Source organism: Sandaracinobacteroides hominis, from assembly GCF_016464365.1.
Lineage (GTDB): Bacteria > Pseudomonadota > Alphaproteobacteria > Sphingomonadales > Sphingomonadaceae > Sandaracinobacteroides > Sandaracinobacteroides hominis.
In genome coordinates, this window is record NZ_JADCUC010000005.1 from 102697 (window position 1) to 123007 (window position 20311).

General features: G+C 62.9%; 21 protein-coding genes and 1 pseudogene. 10 read left to right on the forward strand and 12 right to left on the reverse strand.

What is annotated here, in order from left to right:
* Positions 1-110: 110 nt before the first annotated feature.
* Complete coding sequence (locus IM784_RS11720; RefSeq protein WP_199555527.1) at positions 111-359, forward strand: hypothetical protein; 249 nt, start codon at positions 111-113, stop codon at positions 357-359.
* Here IM784_RS11720 and IM784_RS11725 read toward each other — a convergent pair.
* The 10 genes from IM784_RS11725 to IM784_RS11770 all read right to left on the reverse strand — a co-directional run bounded on the left by IM784_RS11725 (position 356) and on the right by IM784_RS11770 (position 9960).
* Positions 356-1831, reverse strand: a complete 1476-nt coding sequence (locus IM784_RS11725; RefSeq protein WP_199555528.1) for a carboxylesterase/lipase family protein — start codon at positions 1829-1831, stop codon at positions 356-358. The genes IM784_RS11720 and IM784_RS11725 overlap by 4 nt on opposite strands.
* Entirely contained in the window at positions 1818-2822 is a 1005-nt protein-coding gene (locus IM784_RS11730) for a sugar kinase (RefSeq protein WP_199555529.1), read from the reverse strand. The genes IM784_RS11725 and IM784_RS11730 overlap by 14 nt, the downstream gene beginning before the upstream one ends.
* A gap of 25 nt (positions 2823-2847) precedes the next feature.
* Positions 2848-3603: a 2-dehydro-3-deoxy-D-gluconate 5-dehydrogenase KduD gene (kduD, locus tag IM784_RS11735; protein ID WP_199555530.1), complete on the reverse strand. Its 756-nt coding sequence runs from the start codon at positions 3601-3603 to the stop codon at positions 2848-2850.
* Positions 3604-3615: 12 nt separating this feature from the next.
* Positions 3616-4452 (reverse strand): 5-dehydro-4-deoxy-D-glucuronate isomerase, encoded by an 837-nt coding sequence (gene kduI, locus IM784_RS11740; protein WP_199555531.1) that lies wholly within the window; start codon positions 4450-4452, stop codon positions 3616-3618.
* A 65-nt stretch (positions 4453-4517) separates the two neighbouring features.
* On the reverse strand, positions 4518-5549 hold the full coding sequence (locus IM784_RS11745; protein WP_199555532.1) for a LacI family DNA-binding transcriptional regulator: 1032 nt from the start codon (positions 5547-5549) through the stop codon (positions 4518-4520).
* Between the two features lie 45 nt (positions 5550-5594).
* Entirely contained in the window at positions 5595-6377 is a 783-nt protein-coding gene (locus tag IM784_RS11750) for a DUF6807 family protein (RefSeq protein ID WP_199555533.1), read from the reverse strand.
* Between the two features lie 16 nt (positions 6378-6393).
* Entirely contained in the window at positions 6394-7671 is a 1278-nt protein-coding gene (locus IM784_RS11755; RefSeq protein ID WP_199555534.1) for a TRAP transporter large permease, read from the reverse strand.
* A complete protein-coding gene (locus IM784_RS11760) occupies positions 7671-8171 on the reverse strand; it encodes a TRAP transporter small permease (RefSeq protein ID WP_199555535.1) in 501 nt (166 codons plus the stop codon). Before IM784_RS11760 ends, IM784_RS11755 begins: the two co-directional genes overlap by 1 nt.
* The gene (locus tag IM784_RS11765; RefSeq protein ID WP_199555536.1) at positions 8171-9151 is read right to left on the reverse strand and encodes a TRAP transporter substrate-binding protein; all 981 of its coding nucleotides are present in this window, start codon (positions 9149-9151) and stop codon (positions 8171-8173) included. The genes IM784_RS11760 and IM784_RS11765 overlap by 1 nt, the downstream gene beginning before the upstream one ends.
* Before the next feature lie 2 nt (positions 9152-9153).
* Positions 9154-9960: a 2-keto-4-pentenoate hydratase gene (locus IM784_RS11770; RefSeq protein ID WP_199555537.1), complete on the reverse strand. Its 807-nt coding sequence runs from the start codon at positions 9958-9960 to the stop codon at positions 9154-9156.
* A gap of 301 nt (positions 9961-10261) precedes the next feature.
* Here IM784_RS11770 and IM784_RS11775 point away from each other — a divergent pair, with 301 nt between their 5' ends.
* The 5 genes from IM784_RS11775 (at position 10262) to IM784_RS11795 (ending at position 15362) form a co-directional block, all read left to right on the forward strand.
* Positions 10262-10645, forward strand: coding sequence for a VOC family protein (locus tag IM784_RS11775; RefSeq protein WP_199555695.1), 384 nt, complete (start codon positions 10262-10264; stop codon positions 10643-10645).
* 62 nt (positions 10646-10707) lie between these two features.
* Positions 10708-11895, forward strand: a complete 1188-nt coding sequence (locus IM784_RS11780; RefSeq protein ID WP_199555538.1) for a CaiB/BaiF CoA transferase family protein — start codon at positions 10708-10710, stop codon at positions 11893-11895.
* Positions 11896-12039: 144 nt separating this feature from the next.
* Positions 12040-13542, forward strand: a complete 1503-nt coding sequence (locus tag IM784_RS11785) for an arylsulfatase (RefSeq protein WP_199555539.1) — start codon at positions 12040-12042, stop codon at positions 13540-13542.
* A 176-nt stretch (positions 13543-13718) separates the two neighbouring features.
* Positions 13719-14081 (forward strand): DUF1622 domain-containing protein, encoded by a 363-nt coding sequence (locus tag IM784_RS11790; RefSeq protein WP_199555696.1) that lies wholly within the window; start codon positions 13719-13721, stop codon positions 14079-14081.
* A gap of 369 nt (positions 14082-14450) precedes the next feature.
* Positions 14451-15362, forward strand: a complete 912-nt coding sequence (locus IM784_RS11795; protein ID WP_199555697.1) for a formylglycine-generating enzyme family protein — start codon at positions 14451-14453, stop codon at positions 15360-15362.
* Between the two features lie 25 nt (positions 15363-15387).
* Here IM784_RS11795 and IM784_RS11800 read toward each other — a convergent pair whose 3' ends face one another.
* Positions 15388-16122, reverse strand: a complete 735-nt coding sequence (locus IM784_RS11800) for a Crp/Fnr family transcriptional regulator (protein WP_199555540.1) — start codon at positions 16120-16122, stop codon at positions 15388-15390.
* Positions 16123-16577: 455 nt separating this feature from the next.
* Here IM784_RS11800 and IM784_RS17760 point away from each other — a divergent pair.
* Together IM784_RS17760 and IM784_RS11805 are read left to right on the forward strand one after the other, a co-directional pair.
* Positions 16578-16874 (forward strand): annotated as a pseudogene (locus IM784_RS17760) (Arm DNA-binding domain-containing protein); the annotation flags it as partial.
* A gap of 9 nt (positions 16875-16883) precedes the next feature.
* Positions 16884-17825, forward strand: a complete 942-nt coding sequence (locus IM784_RS11805) for a tyrosine-type recombinase/integrase (RefSeq protein WP_235977129.1) — start codon at positions 16884-16886, stop codon at positions 17823-17825.
* Positions 17826-18004: 179 nt separating this feature from the next.
* On the opposite strand, the gene IM784_RS11810 is transcribed toward IM784_RS11805, so the two are convergent.
* Positions 18005-18586 (reverse strand): hypothetical protein, encoded by a 582-nt coding sequence (locus IM784_RS11810; RefSeq protein ID WP_235977131.1) that lies wholly within the window; start codon positions 18584-18586, stop codon positions 18005-18007.
* On the opposite strand from IM784_RS11810, the gene IM784_RS11815 reads away from it, so the two are divergent.
* Positions 18569-20026: an HNH endonuclease family protein gene (locus tag IM784_RS11815; RefSeq protein WP_235977133.1), complete on the forward strand. Its 1458-nt coding sequence runs from the start codon at positions 18569-18571 to the stop codon at positions 20024-20026. The genes IM784_RS11810 and IM784_RS11815 overlap by 18 nt on opposite strands.
* 49 nt (positions 20027-20075) lie before the next feature.
* Complete coding sequence (locus IM784_RS11820) at positions 20076-20243, forward strand: hypothetical protein (RefSeq protein ID WP_199555542.1); 168 nt, start codon at positions 20076-20078, stop codon at positions 20241-20243.
* Positions 20244-20311 lie beyond the last annotated feature (68 nt).

The window sequence follows — 20311 nt, forward strand, 5'->3', positions numbered from 1 at the left end:
CCAGCCTATATCAGGGGCAGGCCGAACGGGGTTTGCCCCCGGTCAGATATGTCGGCCGATAGGAAGGCAGTCTTGAGATGTTGGAACAATTGGCTGCGTTGGGCATCGCGATGCTGATCCTGACGGGCGTGACCATCGTTTTGCGTGGCGAAAGGCAATCGCTGCGCACCAGGCCTCGCCGCCGACAGCGTCAGTTCGCGCGGCCCGCGGGGCGGTCGAAGCCCACGGCATCGGCCTCTGAACTTGTATTGACGCATCCGATCAACCTGCCGGGCGGCCGCACGGCGATTGCCGTCCTGCAGATGCAGCAGCTTGCGGCCGACGACGCAGTTTCCGATACGCGCCGGTTCACGTCCTAGCTTCCCGGTTGAATATAAGGGACCCGGGCGAACAGCTCGCGCTCGAAGGCGCGCGGGTTTTGTTCGACCCGGCTTTCCGCGTCGAAGATCATCGTCTCGCGCCCGGGAAGGGTATAGGCTGGCCAACCCGGATTGCCGGTACGGGCAAAGCGCAGCAGCGCATCCATCATCCGCTCGCTCATCGAGCGGTCGGCAGGATCGCCGAACGTGCCGAACATCAGCGGGATGTCGTCCATGTGTGCGGCATTGCGATAGTCGAGTTGATAGACGAACGCGGGTGCGGAAGCAGCGGCGCGCTCCTCCGCCTCGATCAGCTGCCCGCGCCAGCTACGCCCTGTTGTGGTGGCGCGGATGAACAGCTGCTCGGGCGTCAGCGACGGGTCATGCGCGCGGAATTGCTGCACCACCCATTCCGGCTTGATGTCGATTCGCAGCTCAGGCCCCATCCGCTGGGCGAGATTGTCCCAGTTCAGCCCCTGCAGCTTTGGATGCGACGGCGGGAAGAAGGCGCGCGTTTCAGCGACGGTATTGCCCAGCATGAGCGGAATGCCGAGCCCGGCCGCGTCGGCATCCGGATAGAAGGGATGGCGGGGCAGCGCCTCCATATCCAGCACCGGGCCGAAATAGACGCCACCACCAAGGACAGGATCGGTAGCGGCTAGCGCCTCCGTCAACAACTCGACGGGAAGCCTCGCGGCTTCGGCGGGTGTGGCGTTCAGCCGATCCAGAAAGGCCTGCGCCCGGCGGGTCGCATTCAACGGCCCCGAAGCCGTCACCTGCTGGCCGCTCATCGTCAGCCCCTTGTGGAACAGGCCGCGTGCCCTTGGCATGGAGAGCAGCGTGGCGATCTTGGCGCCGCCACCCGACTGCCCGAAAACGGTGACGTTCGCTGGATCACCGCCAAAGGCCGAGATGTTCGACTGTACCCACTGCAGCGCCAGAATCAGGTCCAGCTGGCCATTGTTGCCGCTGGTGGGGAAGCGCGGATCCAGCCGCGCCAGATACAGATAGCCGAGTGCGTTCAGGCGGTGATTCACTGTCACCACAACCACATCGCCACGCGATGCCAGCTGCGCGCCTTCCACCTGCGCTTCGGCAACGGTGCCACCCGAATAGGCGCCGCCGTGAAAATAGACGAGCACTGGCCGCCTGGCTGCATCGGCGGACGGCGTCCACAGGTTCAGGAACAGGCAGTCTTCGGACGTGGGCGTCAGCTTGCCCGCCTGCGGAGCGGATGGCGCAAAGCTCTCGGCCCTCACCGTTTCACCCGACGTGGGGGCTGCTGTCGGCGGCTGGAATCGCTCCGGCTTCAGGCCATAGCGAATGCCCTTGAAGGCGTGCACGCCAGCCTCGGAAACACCGGTGAAACGTCCCGCAGGGGCTGCCACTGCCCCCGTCCTTGCATGCAATATGGCAGGTGCGGCCGCCAGCAGGCCCAGCGCCGCGCGGCGGCTGATCTCAGCGACGGACATCGCGGGCGCCGGCCCGAAAGGCGGTGATATCGGCCTCGCGGAACAGGCTCGCGTCGCCGGGCAGGCTGTGTTTCAGCGCCGTCAGCGCCAGCCCCCATTCCGCCGCCTCGGCAACGGGCAAGCCCTTGCCGAGCGCCGCCATAACCCCTGCGGCAAAGGCATCTCCGCCGCCGATCCGGTCGACGATACCGGCGATCAGCACGTCTTCGGTCTGCACCACGCCGTCTCGGCTATCCAGCCGGGCAGCGATGGCGTTGGCATCGGCATCGATCACCCGCCGTGCCGTGGAGGCCATCAGCTTCAGCTTGGGGAACGCAGCAAAGGCCGCGTCTGCCGCAGCCCGCCGCCGCGCTTCGCCATCGCCGGCAATGGGCTTGCCCAACAGCAGGCCGATGTCCTGATGGTTGCCGAACAATATGTCCGCCTTGCCCACCAGCTCGCTCAGGATGGCGCGCGGATTGCTGTCCCACGCTTCCCACAGCCGGGCGCGGTAGTTGCCGTCAAAGCTGATCGGCACGTCCCGCCGCTCGGCGGCAGTGGCCGCCTCCAGCGCCAGAGCGGCGCTGTTCGGGCCCAGCGCCGGGGTGATGCCCGACAGATGCAGACGGCCAGCGCCTGCCAGCAGAACATCCCAATCGAACGTCCCCGGCCCCAGGAGCGCAAAACTGCTGGCGGCGCGATCATAGACGATATCGGAGGCGCGAACCCCGGCTCCGGGCGTCAGGATATAGAGGCCCATCCGCCCGGGCGTGGTCAGCACACCGGTGGCGTCGACACCGGCTGCAGCCAGATGCGCGATCGCCCGGCGCCCGAAATCATTGTCGGGAACGGCGGAAACCATGGACGTCTCGCAGCCGAGCATCGCCATGCCGACAGCGACATTTGCCTCGGCCCCGCCCACATGCACATCGAGGGCAGGGGTGGTCGCCAGCAGCTGCCTGCCCTGCGCCGACAGCCGAACCAGCAGCTCGCCGAGGAAGACAGTTCTCACCGCGAAGCTCCAGCGTTCCGCGCGGTCATCGCGCGAGCCAGCCGCCGTCAACGGCCAGCACGTGGCCGGTCACATAGTCCGAAGCCGGCGAAGCGAGGAACACCGCGGCGCCGGCGATGTCCTTCGGATCACCCCAGCGGCCGGTCGGGATACGCTCCAGTATCTGCCGGTTCCGCGTCTCGTCGCCTTGCAGGGCGGCGGTGTTGTTGGTGCTGATATAGCCCGGCGCAATCGCGTTCACCTGCACGCCCTTCGGCGCCAGCTCGTTCGCCATCGCCTTGGTCACGCCGCCAACGCCCGATTTGGCCGCCGCATAGCTGGGTACGCGGATGCCGCCCTGAAAGGTGAGCAGCGAGGCGATGTTGACGATCTTGCCCGATCCGCGCTCTGCCATGTGCCGGGCCGCTGCCTGGCTCAGGAAGAACAGGGTCTTCAGGTTGGTGTCCATCACCGCGTCCCAGTCGGCCTCGCTGAAGTTCAGCAGATCGTCGCGGCGGATGATGCCGGCGTTGTTCACCAGAACGTCTATCCGGCCCAACCCGGCCAGCGCTTCGTCGACGACGCGCTGCACCGGCTCGGTGCTGGACAGATCGGCCTTGATGTTCACGGCCTTGCGTCCGGTTGCCGAGACCAGCGCCAGCGTCTCCGTCGGCTCCGAACGGCCCGCCAGCGCGACATCCGCGCCGGCTTCGGCCAGCGCCACGGCAATGGCCTGCCCGATGCCGGTGTTGGCGCCGGTCACAAGCGCGGCCTTGCCTTCCAGGCTGAAGGAAATCGCCATGGTTTCAGGCTCCTACTTCAGCTGGCAGATGTCGAGCACGCTCATGTCGGTATAGTCGAGATTTTCCCCGCCCATCGCCCAGATGAAGGCATATTTCTTGGTGCCAGAGCCCATGTGGATCGACCAGGGCGGTGAAATCACCGCTTCCTCGTTGGCGATCAGGATATGCCGCATGTTGTCCGGCTCGCCCATATAGTGGAACACCCGGTCATTCGGTTCCGGCAGGTCGAAATAGAGGTAGATCTCGCTGCGGCGGTCGTGGAGGTGCGGCGGCATCGTGTTCCAGACGCTGCCTTCCTCCAGGACGGTCAGCCCCAGCAGAAGCTGCGCGCTGTCGCAGACGCCGGGAATCACCAGCTGATAGATGGTGCGCTGGTTCGAATTGGCGAGGTCGCCGCGCGCCAGCGGGTTCGCCTGCGCCAGCGTGATATGCTTCAGCGGGCAGACCTTGTGCGCCGGAAGCGAGGCCAGATAGAAGCGTGCCGTCGCGCCCTCGAAGGTCACATCCTTCGATCCCATCGGGATATAAAGGCACTCCTTGTTCTGCATCTCGAAGCGCTGGCCGTCGACCGTGATGGCGCCGCTGCCGCCGATGTTCACGGCTGCCAGTTCGCGCCGCTCCAGGAAGGGGTGACCCGCTGCCGACTTCGGCTCGGTCTGGTCGGGCAGTTTCAGCGTGCCGCCGTTGGGCACGGCGCCGCCGATCACGAACCGCTCGTTGTGCGCGTAGTTCAGGTTGATCTCGCCATCGACGAACATGCCGCCGACCAGATAGCGGTCGCGCAGTTCGTCGTTGTCGACCATCTCCATCATGTCGGGATGGGTGGCGTGATAGACTTTCTCGAACATGGAAACCTCCCGGTGGATGATTTGATTGCACATCAGGTAACCGGTGTCAGTTACATACTCAAGTCTTAAGCAGCTCCGTTTTTCGGCGGGCTTGCAGAGGCGCGGCGGATAAGCGTCGAAAGGAACATCGAAGGCTCCCGGGCGCTCGTTCCCTCGTCAGCGCTGACCAGCTTAAGTGCCGCCGAATGCGCCATCGAGGCGATCGGCCAGCGCACCGTCGTCAACGGCGGCCAGATATGCGAGGCGATGGTGGTATCGTCGAAGCCGACAATGGAGAGATCGCCCGGCACGTCCAGCCCGCGCTGCCGCGCGATGTGCAGCACGCCGGCGGCCATTTCATCGTTCGAACAGAAGATCGCCGTCGGGCGGGGCAGCAGATCCAGCAGCCGCTCGCCCGCCTGCTGGCCCGAATTGAAGCGATAGGTGCCATCGGTGAAATAGCTGCGCGGCACGGTGATATCGGCTTCCCGTAGCGCATCTTCGAAGCCCAGGCGCCTTTCATGCGCCGAACGGAAGCCGTGCGGCCCGGCCACCAGCCCGATCCGCCGGTGTCCCATCTCGATCAGATAGCTCACCGCCTCGCGAACCGCCTCGCGGTCGTTGGAGGCGACCATGTGCTGATCGTCGTCGAGCGCGGCCGAACCCATCCGCACATAGCGACAGCCGATGCTGTCGCACAGCTTCGCCAACGCATCATTCTCGGAAATGGGCGGCAACAGCACAACGCCGAACAGCCGCTGCCGTTCCAGAAAGGCGCGGATATCCTCCAGCATGGTCGGCGATCCCCGGTTCACCGGCCGCACCACCAGCTCGAAATCGGTGCCGCGCAGCGCCTCCAGGATGCCGCTCTGCACCGAAAGCACGGTCTGCGCGTTCGGGTTGTCATGCACCAACCCGATCAGGAAATTTCGGCGCAGCGCCAGCGCGCGGGCCTGCGGGTTCGGCACATAGCCAAGCTCCGCGATCACATTCTGCACCTTCTGCCGCGTCTCCTCGTTCAGGAGCGGCGACTGGTTGATGACGCGGCTGACCGTCTTCTTCGAGACGCCCGATTCGCGCGCCACATCATTGATCGTGGGCTGCTGGGTTTTCCTCATCTGCGGGGGCATAGCGGTTCCTGCGGACTCGCGCCAATCCGCGCGTTACGGTTCGACGAGCAGCGTCGCGCCCAGCTTCACCGGCTCGCGCATGGAGAGCAGCATGGGGGAGCGTCCCGGCCAGACGCAATTCTGCATCGAAGTCTCACGCCGAAGGATCCAGCGGGTGATGGGCTTGCCGTCGACTGTGCAGGAAAGGGTGACAGACGTGGCCGGGGCATCGACGCCTGCGTCCCATGTCATCCGCATGCTGCGGCCCGCATCGACGGGGCCAACGGTCGCCAGAACCTGCTTGCCGCCGCTTTCGAAGTTCAGCCGGTCTGACTGCACCAGCCGCAACGAGACGCCGCCATATTCCTTGGCGTCGGAGCTTCCGCCCAGCGAAAGGCCGGGAACCTTCGGGCGCAGCTCCACCTGCATATCCAGTCGGTTGCTTTCGATCCGTGCAGTCAGCCGCTCTTCCAATATGTCCTTGCCGTCCACCCGCCACATCGCCGTAGAGGTAACGCCGCCGTCCGCCGAGGTCACCGCGGAGGTCTGGTGGATGCGCATGCCCTGCATCAGCCAGTTGTTGGCAATCGGCTTGCCGTTCAGCAGCACCTGCCGCCAGCCCCAGAAAAGCCCCCGGTGGTGGATATGGTCGGCCGGATAGAGCTCGGTCAGGATCTTCCCTGAAGCGGTCTGCAGGGGATGCAGGAAATGGCCCGGAGGGTTGCTTCCGGCGGCTGCGAGGCGCGAATCGGCAGGCCCATCCCCCACCAGTGTCGCCTGCAGGCCGCCCGCAGCGCCCAGCGTGACCGGCGCTGCCCAGGCGGCGCCCACAAGCATCAGCGCAAGGGCGAAGCTAGAGGAGAGACGGTAGCGCAAGCGACAGGGCCGGAATGAAGGTCACGAGCATCAGCACGAACATGCAGGCAGCATAGAAGGGCCAGATGCTCTTCATCGCTGTTTCCACCGGCACCCGGGCAATGCCGGTGCCGACGAACAGCACCGATCCGACCGGCGGCGTGATCAGGCCGATGCCGCAGGCCAGCAGCAGGATCACCCCGAAATGGACGGGATCCACGCCATAGGCCTTTACCACCGGCAGGAAGATCGGTGTGCCGATGATGATGAGCGGCGCCATGTCCATGAAGGTGCCCAGCAGCAGCAGCACCAGGATGATGAGCAGCAGCACCACGACCGGCTGGTCGGTAAGCCCCTGCAACATTTCCACCATCGCGGCGGGCACCTCCAGGAAGGCCATCAGCCAGCCGAACGCACCTGCGGCGCCGATCACGAACAGCACGCGCGCGGCGGTTCGGGCCGCCCCCGTTGCCGCCTGCAGAAACGCCTTGCCGGAAAGCTGGCGATAGACGAGCCCGGTGATGAGGCTGGCATAGACGACGGCGATGGAGGCGCTTTCCACTGCCGTGAAGATGCCGGCCCGAATGCCGACGAAGATGAGGATGACGAGCATAAGCCCCGGAATGGCCGCCACGGCAGTGCGGGCAACGGTGCGAAGGCCGGGGAAGGCCTCCTTCGCGTAGCCGCGACGGCGGGCCACCAGATAGGTCGTTACCATCAGCACCAGCGCCAGCAGCAACGCCGGGATCAGGCCTGCCGCAAACAGATCGGTGATGGAAATCCGCCCGCCGGCGGCCGCGGAATAGAGGATCATATTATGCGAGGGCGGAACCAGCAGGGCCACCAGCGCCACCGAAATGGTGACATTGACGGCGAAATCCGATCCATAGCCGCGCTTCTGCATCTGCGGGATCATCGTCCCGCCGATGGCCGAGACGTCGGCGATGGCCGAACCGGAGACGCCGCCGAACAACGTGGAGCCGACGACCGTCACCTGCCCCAGCCCGCCGCGCACATGCCCGACAAGCGACGAGGCAAGCGCGATCATCCGGTCAGAGAGACCGCCGCGCAGCATCAGTTCGCCGGTGAAGATGAACAGCGGAATCGCCAGCAGCGCGATGGAGCTGACGTCCGAACCCATTTTCAGGAACACATTGATGAGCGGCAGGCCCAGCGAGAGGGCGGTGGCGACGCAGGCCGCCAGCAACGAAAAGCCGACCGGCACGCCCATCAACAGCAACAGGGCGAACACGCCGAAGAGCAGGGCAAGTGCCATCAGTCGACCTCTTCTTCGGAAACCGGCAGCGGCGCACCGCCCAAAAGACGCTCGGCAGCAAACAGCAGGATCAGCACACCGCCGACCGTCAGCCCCAGGAAGCGCATCCCCAGCGGCAGCGGCGCGCCGGCCATCTGCACATGCCAGTCATCCAGCATCAGCCGCCCGCCCAACAGAGCCATCAACAGCCCGGAACCGGCCGCCACCAGCCGGGCAAACTGCGCCAGCAATCGCTGGCGCGCCGGCGTGCCGCCCTCTGCCACCATGGCGAAGCGGAAATGCATTTCCTGGCGGACCGCAACGGCAGAGCCCAGCATAACGGCAAGGCTCATCAACACCAGCGCGACAGGCTCGGTCCAACCGGGCGAGGCATTGAGCACATAGCGCGCGAACACCTGCCAGAATTGCACCAGCGCCATCGCTATCAGCGTGCCGGCAGCTCCAAGCAGGCTGGCGCGCTCGACGGGATCGAGCAGGCGACTGAAAGCGGGACGCAGCATCAGGCAACCTCCTCGATACGGCGATAGAGCGCGGCCAGACGCGGATCCTGCAGATACCGGTCGCGAACAGGCTGTGTCGCGGCGATGAAGGCCGCAACATCCGGCTGGTTCACCTGCACGCCGGCCTTCAGCACTTCCGCCCGCGCGTCGGCGACGCGCTTGTCCCAGCTCTCGCGCATCACCTGCACCGACCGCCGGGCAATATCGCGGATCAGCTCCTGGTCGCGCGGGGCGAGCCGGTCGTGAATCGCTTTCGACATAAGCAGTGCGTCGGGGCTAAGGCTGTGGTCCGTCTCGGACCAGAAGCGCGCGGTCTCGAAATGGCGGCTGGATTCGAAGCTGGGCATATTGTTTTCGGCGCCGTCGATCAGATGCGTTTCCAGCGCCGAAAACACCCCGCCATAGCTTAGAGGGGTGGGGTTCGCGCCCATGGCCATCAGCGTCTCAAGAAAGATGTCGGATTGTGGCGCGCGGATTTTCAGCCCGTGCAGGTCGGCCGGCACGTTGATCGGGCGGCGGATGTTGTAGATGCTGCGCGGCGCGGCGTCATAATAGGCGAGCCCCACCAACCCTCGACGATCAAATACATTCAGCAGATCATCGCCGACCTTGCCATCGATCGCGCGACGCATGTGATCGACGGATCGGAAGGAATAGGGAAGCGAGAGGAGGCGGGTCTCGGGAAACGCATTGTTCAACGCTGCAACCGCCACCCGGCAAAAGGCAACCGCCTTGTAGCGGGCAAAGCCAAGCGAGTCGTCCTCGGCGCCAAGCTGGCCCGACGGAAACTGCCGAATGTGAATGCGGCCGCCTGTCTCCCGCTGCAGCTCCTCGCCCATCCACTTGACGGCCTCGACCGTGGGATAGCCGGGCGGGTGCACATCGACTGCATCCAGCCGAATCGTACCGTCCGCCCCCCTCAGCATGGTGGCAACACCAGCCGCCATCCCGCCAAACAGAAGCATGCGGCGATCGAACATCGTCAGGCCTCCACGATGCGGACGGAAATCTTGCCCTGCGGGCCGAAATCGGCAACCGCCGACTGCCCGTTGAAAACCTGATGGACACCGGTGGCGGCGCCGGTCGAAACGAGAGTGCCGGCCACCAGCGTCTGCCCCGACCTGCCCATGTGGTTCAGCAATTCGGCAAGCGATTCAAGCGGTGTGCCGGGAACGCTGGCCGGCGTGCCGCGCCCGACCTCGGCACCATCGATGCGGACGGTGCAGGCCTCATGGGCAAGGGCGGCTATCCCGCCGGAGATTTCCGCGCCCAGCAACAGTCCGGCGTTGTTCCCGAAATCGGAGATGGTCACCAGCGGACCATGCTCGTTGATGCCGGCGAAGGGGCTGCCGGCGATCTCCACGCCGACATGAACGGCCCCGACAACGGTCGCTGCGCGCTCGGCCGTCCAGCCAGTGGCGGGCTGGACATTGGTTCCCAGCGCCAGAACATATTCCGCCTCGAACGCCGTGAATCCTCCGGCAATACCTACAAATTCGATAATGTCTTCGCCGGCGGTCTGCACGGACTTCGAAAACACCGGCCCGAACAGCCGGGTGCGGCCCAGCTGCTGGCTGAACGGTGGCGGGATCAGCCCAACCTTCCAGCCGGCGACGCGATCCGGCCACAATGAAATGGCGTGGCGCTGGATGGCATAGGCATCAGCCTCGGTGACGGGTGGCAGGCCGGGATAGGCGACGATCGCCGTGCGTCCGCGACGCGCGCCGACGAAACGCTCGGCAATGGCATCAAGTTGCGCGGCGGTTGCAGCGGAACGGTGGGCAGACATCAGGCAAGCTCTCCCGCCAGGGACGACAGGCGGGCGAACGCGATGCTGCGGCAGAAATTTCGGTTGCTCACGCTATCTCCCCGGGGCGATCGGCTTGATGCCAGCCCTTCTTCGCGGCGGTTTTCGAAGATTTGGTAACCGGTGTCAACCGGCATTTCAGAACGCCGCAACCGTGGCGTTGCGGGCTGCAATTTTCTGCGCACCTTGGCCGAACGAACAGTTGCCGGCGTTGGCCGGCAGCGGCATCGATGCGCCGGGCGAGCTGCAGGAACGCGGCCGCTACCTTTGCGGGAGGAGCGACATGTTCAGTCATATCATGGTGGGCGCCGACGATCTGGCAGCCTCCAAGAAATTCTACGACGCGATTTTGGGCACATTGGGCGCTCCAGCCGGCGTTCAGGACGACAAGGGCCGGGTGTTCTGGATCACCCCCACCGGCATCTTTTCGATTTCCGTTCCGATCGACGGCAAGCCGGCCTCAAGGGGCAATGGCTCCACCGTCGGCTTTGCGGCTTCCTCGCCGGAAGTGGCGGACGCCTGGCATGCGGCCGGTGTCGCCAATGGTGGAACCACCTGCGAAGATCCGCCGGGCGTGCGCCAGGGCGGCATGGGCGACCTCTATCTCGCCTATCTACGCGATCCGGCAGGCAACAAGCTGTGTGCGCTGCATCGGATGGCGGCCTGAACGATTGCAGGGCCGGCGCTGACGCCGGCCAAACCGCCAGTCAAGCTTGGAGCAGTTGCGAAATGACGAGCAGTGAACAGGAAGCGCGGCCCATGCTGGAGGGCGTCCGCATCGTCGACCTGACGAGCGTGGTATTCGGACCATATGCCACGCAGACTCTCGCCGACCTGGGCGCCGACGTCATCAAGGTGGAATCGCCGGAAGCAGGTGATTTCTATCGCTGGTCGGCAAAAGCTGCGCGCACGCCGGGCATGAGCCCGGGCTACATGTCGCTCAATCGCGGCAAGCGTTCGATTGCGCTCGACCTGAAGAAACCGGACGACCTGCAGGTGATTCACGAGCTGTTGAAGGACGCCGACGTCTTCATCCTGAACGTGCGCGGCAAGGCGGTGGAGCGGCTGGGGCTGGATTTCGAGAGCGTGAAGGCGATCAATCCCGAAATCATCTATGTCCATTGTGTCGGCTTTGGGCAGGATGGCCCCTATGCCGACTTGCAGGCCTATGACGATGTGATTCAGGCGGCCAGCGGCACGGCCTCGTTGCTCAGCCGGGTCGATGGCGATCCGCGCGCCCGCTACCTGCCGTCGCTGATCGCCGACAAGGTCGCCGGGCTGCATGCCGCCTATGCCGTGCTGGCGGCCATCGTCCACAAGCTGAAGACCGGGCGCGGCCAGAAGGTTGAGGTGCCGATGCTGGAAACCTTCACCCACTTCATGATGGTGGAGCATCTGGCCGGCAAGACATTCGATCCGCCGAATGCCCCGGCCGGTTATTCCCGCCAGCTCGATCCCGACCGTCAGCCCTTCCCGACGAAGAATGGCTATATCAGCATCGTCCCCTACACCGACGACAGCTGGGCCCGTGTCTTCAAGCTGCTGGAAGCGCCGGAGTTCCTCGATGATCCGCGCTTCGAGACGCGCAAGCTCCGGGCGGAGAACATGGCGGACATGTATCGCCAGATCGGCCGACTGACGCCGAACTTTACAACTGAGGAACTGGTAGTCCGCTGCAAGGCGTCCGATATCCCGGCGCAGCCCGTCCGCGACCTGGAGGATGTGACGGAGGACCCGCACCTGCAGGCAGTCGGCTTCTTCCGTCGCCGGGAACATCCGACCGAGGGCGGCGTTCTCGACATGCGCCCACCCGTCCGCTTTTCCGACTTCGCGCCCGAGCCGGGGCGATTGGCGCCGAATCTGGGGCAACACAGCGCGGAGGTGCGCTCCGGGCTGCGGAGAGATGGCGCAGCTTGAACTCGACCGCAGGCTTGGTGCTGCGCCGTCGGGGCAATATCGGATTGCGGCGCTCGCCAGCCACGCAATTGCCCAAATATGGGCTAGGTGAACCGAAATCTGACATTAGCCTTGCGCCTCCTAAACGCAGGAGGCGAGACCAACATGCCAAACAGCAAACCAAATATCCTGATCTTGTGGGGCGATGACATCGGGCAGTCGAACCTCTCGATCTTCACCAAGGGCATGATGGGCTATCGCACGCCCAACATCGACAGCATCGCCGAGCAGGGCATGCTGTTCACCGACTATTACGCCGAGCAGAGCTGCACCGCAGGCCGCGCCAGCTTCATCATGGGCCAGAACGGTGTGCGCACCGGCCTCACCAAGGTGGGTATGCCGGGCGCCAAGGAGGGTATGCTCAAGGTCAACCCGACCATCGCCACCGTGCTCAAATCGGCCGGCTATGCCACAGGCCAGTTTGGCAAGAATCACCTGGGCGACCGCGACGAGCATCTGCCCACGATGCACGGCTTCGACGAGTTCTTCGGCAATCTCTATCACTTGAACGCCGAGGAAGAGCCTGAGAACGTCGACTATCCCAAGCCGGAGGACTTCCCCAACTTCCGCAAGAAGTTCGGTCCGCGCGGCGTGCTGCACTGCCATGCCGACGGCAAGGGCGGCCAGAAGATCGAGGATACGGGCCCGCTGACCCGCAAGCGCATGGAGACGATCGACGACGAGGTAGTCGACAAGGCCAGCGCCTTCATCCGCAAGACGGTCGCATCGGGCGAGCCGTTCTTCGTCTGGTTCAACACCACGCATATGCACTTCCGCACCCATGTGAAGCCGGAAAGCCGCGGCCAGGCCGGACGCTGGCAGTCGGAATATCACGATGTGATGATCGACCATGACAAGGCGATCGGCCAGATGCTGGCCCTGCTCGAGGAGCTGGGCGTCACCGACAACACCTTCGTCATGTACTCCACCGACAACGGCCCGCACTGCAACAGCTGGCCCGATGCCGGCACCACGCCGTTCCGTTCGGAAAAGAACACCAGCTGGGAAGGCGCCTATCGCGTGCCCGCCATGGTCAAGTGGCCAGGTCACATCAAGCCGGGCAGCGTGTCGAACGACATTGTCTCGCACCTCGACTGGCTGCCGACGTTTGCCGAGATGGCGGGGATCGACGACATCTCCGGCAAGCTCAAGAAGGGGGCCACGCTCAACGGCGAGAAGTTCAAGGTCCATCTCGACGGTCACAGCATGGTCGGCCACATCACCAAGGGCGAGAAGTCGCCGCGCCAGGGCTTCATCTACTGGACCGACGAGGGCGAGGTGGCCGCGCTGCGGGTGGACAACTGGAAGGCGGTGTTCATGGAGCAGCGCTGCCAGGGCACCCTGCAGATCTGGGGCGAGCCATTCGTTACCGGACGCATTCCCAAGCTGTTCAACCTGCGTACCGACCCCTATGAGTTCGCGGACATCACGTCGAACTCCTATTGGGACTGGTATCTCGACCGCGCGTTCATCCTCGTTCCGATGCAAGGCATCATCGGCGAGTTCCTCGAGACGCTGAGGGAGTTCCCGCCGAGCCAGAAGGCCGGCAGCTTCAACCTCGAGAAGGTGATGGACAGCATGACCCAGGGTGCCACTGGCGGCGCCTGAGTTGGCGAACTGACCGGATTTGGCCGGGCGGAGCAATCCGCCCGGCCATTTTTCATTCCAAAGGCGACCGATCGAAAGGCGATCGTCCCAGTTTGAGGCAATGCTGACCGAGCTGCCGATCTAGCCTATGTCGCCTGCGACGGGCCAAAGCCGACTTCACAAGAGAGGGAGTGAGCATGCTGGAGGAGAATTTCCAGGAGATTGCATCCTATGTTGCCCTCGGCATCGAGGCCGTCGTCGTGATCGTGCTGCTGTATGCGGCCGGGGAAGCCATATTGGGCATGGTAAAGGCGATAGGGCACCGCGGCATCTCCACCGGCGCTCGCCGGGAAGTCTGGTTCCGCTTTGCTCTCTGGATCATCCTGGCGCTGGAGTTCGCGCTTGCGGCCGACATCATCCGCTCCGCCATTGCGCCTACGTGGGAATCGATCGGGCAGCTGGCCGCCATTGCCGCAATCCGCACGTTCCTGAACTTCTTCCTCGTCCGCGACATCGAATCCTACAACGAAGGCCGCACCGAAAAGGACAAGGTGGGCTGACCGCGAAGGGATTTCATCCGGTCGGTCCGCGGCGATTGCCAGTCGGAATGGCAATGCGCCACTGGCACATCGCCGTCTGAGCGCCGAGTGCGCCACAGTTTCCGGGGTTCACGTCCCAACATCATCCGAATACGGAGAGCTCAAGGCGGCCTTCAGGATCGACCAGGCAGCAACGGATGGCCTCGTGCATTGTCCGAAACTGCGCAGTGCGCCATGCCGTGTGCGGCTAGCATGCTTTCGACCAGGGCTTGCGCGGCTGAAAAGCCGCCCATTGTCAGGGCTGGACAGGGTCGATGCGGGGAGTGAAATCGGCACGCTGCAAGTGAGGTAACGATGGGTGTTTTGACGGCGGAGACCAAGAGCGAGGGGATGATCCTGCTTCCGGGAGGACGGTTCCGCATGGGCTCCGATGTCCACTATCGCGAAGAAGCGCCCGCGCACGAGGTAGATGTCTCGGGCTTCTGGATAGACCGGACCCCCGTCACCAACCGCGAGTTCGCCGCCTTCGTCGCTGAAACCGGCCACCTGACCCTGGCGGAACAGGCGCCGAACGCAGCCGACTATCCCGGCGCACTGCCCGAAATGCTGGTCGCGGCAAGCCTTGTATTCCAGCCCACAACCGGCCCAGTGCGGCTGAATGACTGGAGCCAGTGGTGGGTGTGGACAGCGGGTGCCAACTGGCGCCATCCGACAGGCCCCGGCAGCAGCATCGACGGGCTGGAGGATCATCCGGTGGTGCAGGTGACCCCTTCGGATGCGGAAGCATATGCTGCATGGGCCGGCAAGCGGCTGCCGACCGAGGCCGAATGGGAATATGCTGGCTGGGGTGGCAATTCCGCCCATGAATTCGCCTGGGGTGACGATCTGGAACCCGGAGGCCGGCACATGGCGAATATCTGGCAGGGCGAATTCCCGCACGGCAATACGGTTGCGGATGGCTACTTCCGCACCTCTCCGGTCGGCCATTTTCCCCCGAACGGTTTCGGCTTGTCGGATATGATCGGCAATGTGTGGGAATGGACCAGCAGCTGGTATGCCGACCGCCACGCCGCCAATCCGGGCAAGGCCTGCTGCGTTCCGCAAAATCCGCGCGGCGCCGCACTGGAAACAAGCTATGACCCGGCAATGCCGGACATTCGCATTCCCCGCCGCGTGCTGAAGGGCGGCTCACACCTTTGTGCTCTCAGCTATTGCCGGCGCTATCGCCCGGCCGCGCGCCATGCGCAAGCGATCGACAGCTCAACCAGCCATATCGGATTCCGCTGCGTGAAGGACGTCTGAGCGCCTGGACGCACCAGGCAGCGGGTCATTCGTCGGCGTTCACCATTGCCCGCAGCGCAGCCGCGTTGCGGATGCGAATGCAGCGATAGCCCAGCTCCACATGGCCGCGATCGACCAGCCGACCGACGATCCCGTTCAGCGTGTTGCGCGACATCACCGCCATAGACGCCAGCTCATTCTGGCTGATATGCAGTTCGGCCGGCGGCAAGGGATCCGGCAGGTAATCCAGGCGACAGCCGGCAAGCCGGAGAATGGCGGCGACGGCGCGAATCTCGCTGTTCTGCCGCGACAGGTCGGAAATGATCTGGCCGGCCACATCGTTCATCATGTCGGCCAGCAGGGAGATTTCCCGCCACCAGCGCGGGTTCTCGCACAATAGCCGCTCCAGGGAATGCTGCGGTATCAGGGCCCACACAACCGGCGTCTTTGCTATCAACGACAGGAACTTCTGCCTGCCCAGCAGCGTCTTGTAGCCGGCCCAGAAGCCGGCATGGGCCAGGTGGATAGCGCGGGTATCGGGATGGCCGCTTAAAAAGGAAAGTTCGGCCGATCCTTCGGCAATGCCTTCCAGCCCGCCATATGCATCGCCGCCATGCATGAATTCCACGCCTGGATCGGCGGTACGGAAGATCGTCGCCGCCAGCATGGCCTCGCGAAAATCCGCCGGGGTGGATGCCAGCCAGCCGGTCTGGGCAAGCGTGTCCCGGCCCCGCGCCGCCAGCTGAGGAAGGCCTTGCCAGATATGTGCACGTCCCAGCATTCCAGGGCCCCGCCACGATGTGAAGCAGACATTCAACGCAACAGCATGAACGGACCGAGAACAATTTCAGTCCGCCCTGCATCGACCCCTTCCGATCAAGGCAGGCAGCCCAACAGGGCCGACGGACCTTGTTAGCAACACTAGGCTTATGCAGAAAGCGTTAATTTCTTGACAGATTTTTGTGCGCCGCAGCGCCGGGCGCCTGGTGGCCACATCCGGGCCCACCAAGGAGGAAAGCTGGTGCCGCTTAGGTGACTCGAACACCTGACCCCATCATTACGAATGACAGATTTCAAGGTTTCCGGTTGTTGCCTGAGGTCCATACATGTTTCTTAACTATCAGAAAAATATACATGTATTTGAATCTGAGGTTGATATCTGATATTCAGCGTTTCCTTAAGTTTGGCTATTTTGTAGCCCAGACGTAGCCCAGGAACGGCAAGGAATGTGACGCTATGACAGCTGCCCGAGTGGATTTGACAGACAAGCATTTGCGCGGCCTTGCGCCAGCACCGGTCTCCACGCGGTACGAAATTGCCGATGCGCGTCTGCCTGGCCTTAGGATTCGCGTGTCTGATCGAACCCGTGAGAATGGACGAGCTGGCAGCATTTCATTCGTGCTCTATGATCGGTTTCCACCTTCTACGAAGCCAACCAGGCGAACGCTGGGATCTTATCCCGCCATTTCACTTGCCGACGCCCGGGAGATAGCTCGCGACTGGAAGTCAGAGATTGAGCGTGGAGTAGATCCAAAGGCTCGAATGGCTGCCGAAGCGGTATCGAAGGCCGAAGCTAAATCCCAACCAAAGCTTCATACCTTCAACGCGGTGGCGGATCAGTTTCTTGCGATGCATGTGGAGGAGCTGCAGCTTAGATCTGCAAAGGAGATCCGGCGGGCCATCGATAAGAAGGTCAGGCCGGAGTGGGGAGATAAGGAAATAGACACAATTCGCCGCCGGGATGTTACGCGATTGCTGGACGGAGTTGCCGAGGATTCGGGTCCGGTGGCAGCCGACAAGCTGCTCGCTTTTCTGTCAAAAATCTTCAACTGGCACGAGACCCGTGAAGACGATTTCAGTTCACCGATTGTGCGCGGAATGAATCGGACACGACCCAAGGACAGGGTTCGCAAACGGAATCTGAATGACGAAGAGATATGGGCATTGTGGCAGGTTGCGGGGACGTCAGGCACATTTGGCGCATTCATCAAGATTGCACTTCTGACGGCCCAGCGTCGGGCAAAAGTTGCGTCCATGAAGTGGGTGGATGTCGATGAGAACGGCAACTGGGAAATTCCCTGTGAACCAAGAGAGAAAGGAGTTCCTCGCGATATTCTGCTGCCCACATTCGCGCTCGACGTAATTAGAAATCAGCCGGTGATTTCGGAAAATCCATACGTGTTTGCAGGAAAAAGCGGCGCTCATATCGCGGGATTCTCAAAATATAAGACGGCTTTCGACAAAGCGATGGTCAAACACTTGGGGCATGAGATCCAGCCTTGGACCATTCACGACTTGAGGCGGACGGCCAAAACCCTGATGTCATCCACCGGCGTTCGGCCAGATATTTCCGAACGCGTCTTAGGCCATTCGATACCCGGAGTTGAGGGCATCTATGACCAGTTTACCTATCGGCCGCACAGGGCAAATGCATTGAGAAGGCTTGCCCGGAAGGTCCGCCGCATTGTCGAGAAACACGAGTGAATACCGACCCGAGATACGCCCTTGCCGCGATAGCCACTTAGCGTCCGGGAGCCATGCTTCCCCCAGCGACCGGCCGCAAAGTTTGGATGTTGGAGGCAATCGGACAGACGATCGTCCGTTAAGTCGGGCAGTCCGGTCTGTCCGCTTGCGGTCGGCAACCCGTTGGAGCCGCCAGTCGTTCAGCCTCCTTGCTTGGTCACAGCAAAATAGCTTTCTCCAGTCCCCGACACTGCGGCGCTTGACCGATATAGGTCACTCGCCTGTGCAGCCGGTGCAGCGCGGAAGTCGTGCCTCGGTGGGGTGCCTATGATGCGCCAGTAGCCGAACCCCTGATCGAGGAGGACGAGGGCCTTGCGCCCGTCTGCGTACTCCAACTCAAGCTTCCGCCCGTGAATGGCGCTATCGGTAACCTCGAGTGCGACATCGAGACCAAACTTTTCGCCAAGAAACTGCGCCACGTCCTCCCGGTCTACCTCATGATCCCAGTCGTTGAAGATCCGATACGGCACACGGTCTTTCTTCAACGGCTGTACAACAATGTCGACTTCGATAGTGTCGCCGGCCTTCAGCTCTGCGGCAAGAGTCTCGCAGGTCCGAAGGAACAGAAGCATCGGCAGCGGGGCATTGAGGTAGCGGTCTGAGTAGGAAATCCTGACCAGCTGGCCCGGATGCCAGATGCCTGCGGCTGCCATATGCTGCTTCAGTTTTGCGCCGAAGCGCTTGCCAAACTTTCCCACCGGGCATTGGCCAAAGCCAAGCATGACCTCCACCTTGTCCCCGGGAGCGACTTGGCGCTCGAGGTCGTCGGCAGCGATCTGAGTGAAGGCCGTCGGTTGATTGACGCTGCCGGCAACAACAGCATGCGTTTCACCAAGCCTCGGCTTGCGCTGCGCGAACGCGACAAGGGCTTTTTCGCGAAATACGTCCAGAACCTGAAGCTTGAAGCCCTGATCGATCTCGACCCCGCGTCGCTCGACAACGAATCCCAGGTCAATATCCGAGCCAATGCAAAGCATTTCGTGCAGGCCGTCGCCGAGGCGCTGCCAACGCCGGAGAAGCTTCAGGAATTCGTCACCTTTCTATTGACGCGCTGCTATTTGGTGGCTGTCTCCACAGCCAGCCAGGACTCAGCTTTCCGCGTCTTCTCGGTGATGAATAGTCGCGGCCTCGACCTTCAGCCGACCGATATCATTAAGGCCGACACGATCGGCAAGCTCAAGAGCGAGAACGATCGGCAGCTCTATAACGACAGATGGGAGGAGATGGAGGTCGAGCTAACGCGCGACGGCTTCCGGGATCTCTTCACCTATATCCGCATGGTCTATGCCAAGGAGAAAGCTAAGCGCATACTGCTCGAGGAGTTTCGGACCCACGTCCTTCCGAAAAACCCCGATCCGAAGATCTTCATCGACGATGTGCTCGAGCCGTTTGCGGATGCGCTGGATGCGATCCGCAACGCATCCTATTCCGCGACCTCACACGCCGAGACGGTCAACTATTACATCCGATGGCTTCATCGGATCGATAATTCCGACTGGATCCCGCCAGCGATGCTGTACCTCAAGGAACAGCGGAACAAGCCGGAACGGGTCGCGCGCTTCTTCGAGTTGCTCGAGCGTCTCGCCGCTTACATGCACATTTGCCGCTGGAACGTGAATGATCGTATCGATGCCTATGCTAAGCTGATCAACGATATCCAGTCGGGCGCCGAACCGGACGACATGACGCAGTTCGAGTTCAGGGATGACGATCACGAAGCGTTCCGCGACGCGCTGGACGGCGACATCTATGAGCTGACGCCGCGTCGGCGCAATTATCTCATCCTAAGGCTGGATTCCTTCATCTCCGATGGCGCGGCGAGCTATGATCCCTCGATCCTTACGATCGAGCATGTCCTGCCGCAGACCGTCCCGGCGAACAGCGAATGGATGACTTGGTGGTCCGACGCATCGGAGCGCAAGGCCTGGGTGCACCGGCTCGCCAACCTCGTGCCGCTCAACAAGAAGAAGAATTCGTCGGCGCAGAATTACGATTTCGGCCCAAAGTGCGACATCTACTTCTCGGGCACCAAGAACGTGTCCTCTTACGCGCTGACCAGCCAAGTCATGGCGGAGGATGAATGGACGCCCGAGATCGTCGAGGCCCGCCAGCACCGCCTGCTCAGAATCCTCTACGAGAAATGGGGTATCGAAGTGGCCTGAAGGCAAGACGATCGGTATGTTACCAATGCCGCCGCGTATTGCTGCTAGGTTGATCCGCCCGCTGGCCGGCAATGGCACTGTGGCCGAAAGGCCGGTTTTAGAGCGCCACTTTAAGCCGTTGAACGGCGGCTATTCAGGCGAAAGGTGGTCCGGATTTGGTCCGAAAATCGAGATTGAGGGTAAATTCCATCCGGCGATGATTCTCGCAGAATCGTAAAGTCGCCAGCACCATCTTCGCAATCGCGGGCTCCACCCCGGGTGATGCCGTCCGCGCTTTCTTCCAGC

What these genes read in the sequence shown, in the direction of transcription:
- IM784_RS11720 (WP_199555527.1), top strand. Translation starts at nt 111, where the DNA reads ATGCTGATCCTGACGGGCGTGACCATCGTTTTGCGTGGCGAAAGGCAA.
- IM784_RS11725 (WP_199555528.1), bottom strand. Translation starts at nt 1,831, where the DNA reads ATGTCCGTCGCTGAGATCAGCCGCCGCGCGGCGCTGGGCCTGCTGGCG.
- kduD (WP_199555530.1), bottom strand. Translation starts at nt 3,603, where the DNA reads ATGGCGATTTCCTTCAGCCTGGAAGGCAAGGCCGCGCTTGTGACCGGC.
- kduI (WP_199555531.1), bottom strand. Translation starts at nt 4,452, where the DNA reads ATGTTCGAGAAAGTCTATCACGCCACCCATCCCGACATGATGGAGATG.
- IM784_RS11745 (WP_199555532.1), bottom strand. Translation starts at nt 5,549, where the DNA reads ATGAGGAAAACCCAGCAGCCCACGATCAATGATGTGGCGCGCGAATCG.
- IM784_RS11750 (WP_199555533.1), bottom strand. Translation starts at nt 6,377, where the DNA reads ATGCTTGTGGGCGCCGCCTGGGCAGCGCCGGTCACGCTGGGCGCTGCG.
- IM784_RS11755 (WP_199555534.1), bottom strand. Translation starts at nt 7,671, where the DNA reads ATGGCACTTGCCCTGCTCTTCGGCGTGTTCGCCCTGTTGCTGTTGATG.
- IM784_RS11760 (WP_199555535.1), bottom strand. Translation starts at nt 8,171, where the DNA reads ATGCTGCGTCCCGCTTTCAGTCGCCTGCTCGATCCCGTCGAGCGCGCC.
- IM784_RS11765 (WP_199555536.1), bottom strand. Translation starts at nt 9,151, where the DNA reads ATGTTCGATCGCCGCATGCTTCTGTTTGGCGGGATGGCGGCTGGTGTT.
- IM784_RS11770 (WP_199555537.1), bottom strand. Translation starts at nt 9,960, where the DNA reads ATGTCTGCCCACCGTTCCGCTGCAACCGCCGCGCAACTTGATGCCATT.
- IM784_RS11775 (WP_199555695.1), top strand. Translation starts at nt 10,262, where the DNA reads ATGTTCAGTCATATCATGGTGGGCGCCGACGATCTGGCAGCCTCCAAG.
- IM784_RS11780 (WP_199555538.1), top strand. Translation starts at nt 10,708, where the DNA reads ATGACGAGCAGTGAACAGGAAGCGCGGCCCATGCTGGAGGGCGTCCGC.
- IM784_RS11785 (WP_199555539.1), top strand. Translation starts at nt 12,040, where the DNA reads ATGCCAAACAGCAAACCAAATATCCTGATCTTGTGGGGCGATGACATC.
- IM784_RS11790 (WP_199555696.1), top strand. Translation starts at nt 13,719, where the DNA reads ATGCTGGAGGAGAATTTCCAGGAGATTGCATCCTATGTTGCCCTCGGC.
- IM784_RS11795 (WP_199555697.1), top strand. Translation starts at nt 14,451, where the DNA reads ATGATCCTGCTTCCGGGAGGACGGTTCCGCATGGGCTCCGATGTCCAC.
- IM784_RS11800 (WP_199555540.1), bottom strand. Translation starts at nt 16,122, where the DNA reads ATGCTGGGACGTGCACATATCTGGCAAGGCCTTCCTCAGCTGGCGGCG.
- IM784_RS11805 (WP_235977129.1), top strand. Translation starts at nt 16,884, where the DNA reads ATGGCTGCCGAAGCGGTATCGAAGGCCGAAGCTAAATCCCAACCAAAG.
- IM784_RS11810 (WP_235977131.1), bottom strand. Translation starts at nt 18,586, where the DNA reads ATGCTTGGCTTTGGCCAATGCCCGGTGGGAAAGTTTGGCAAGCGCTTC.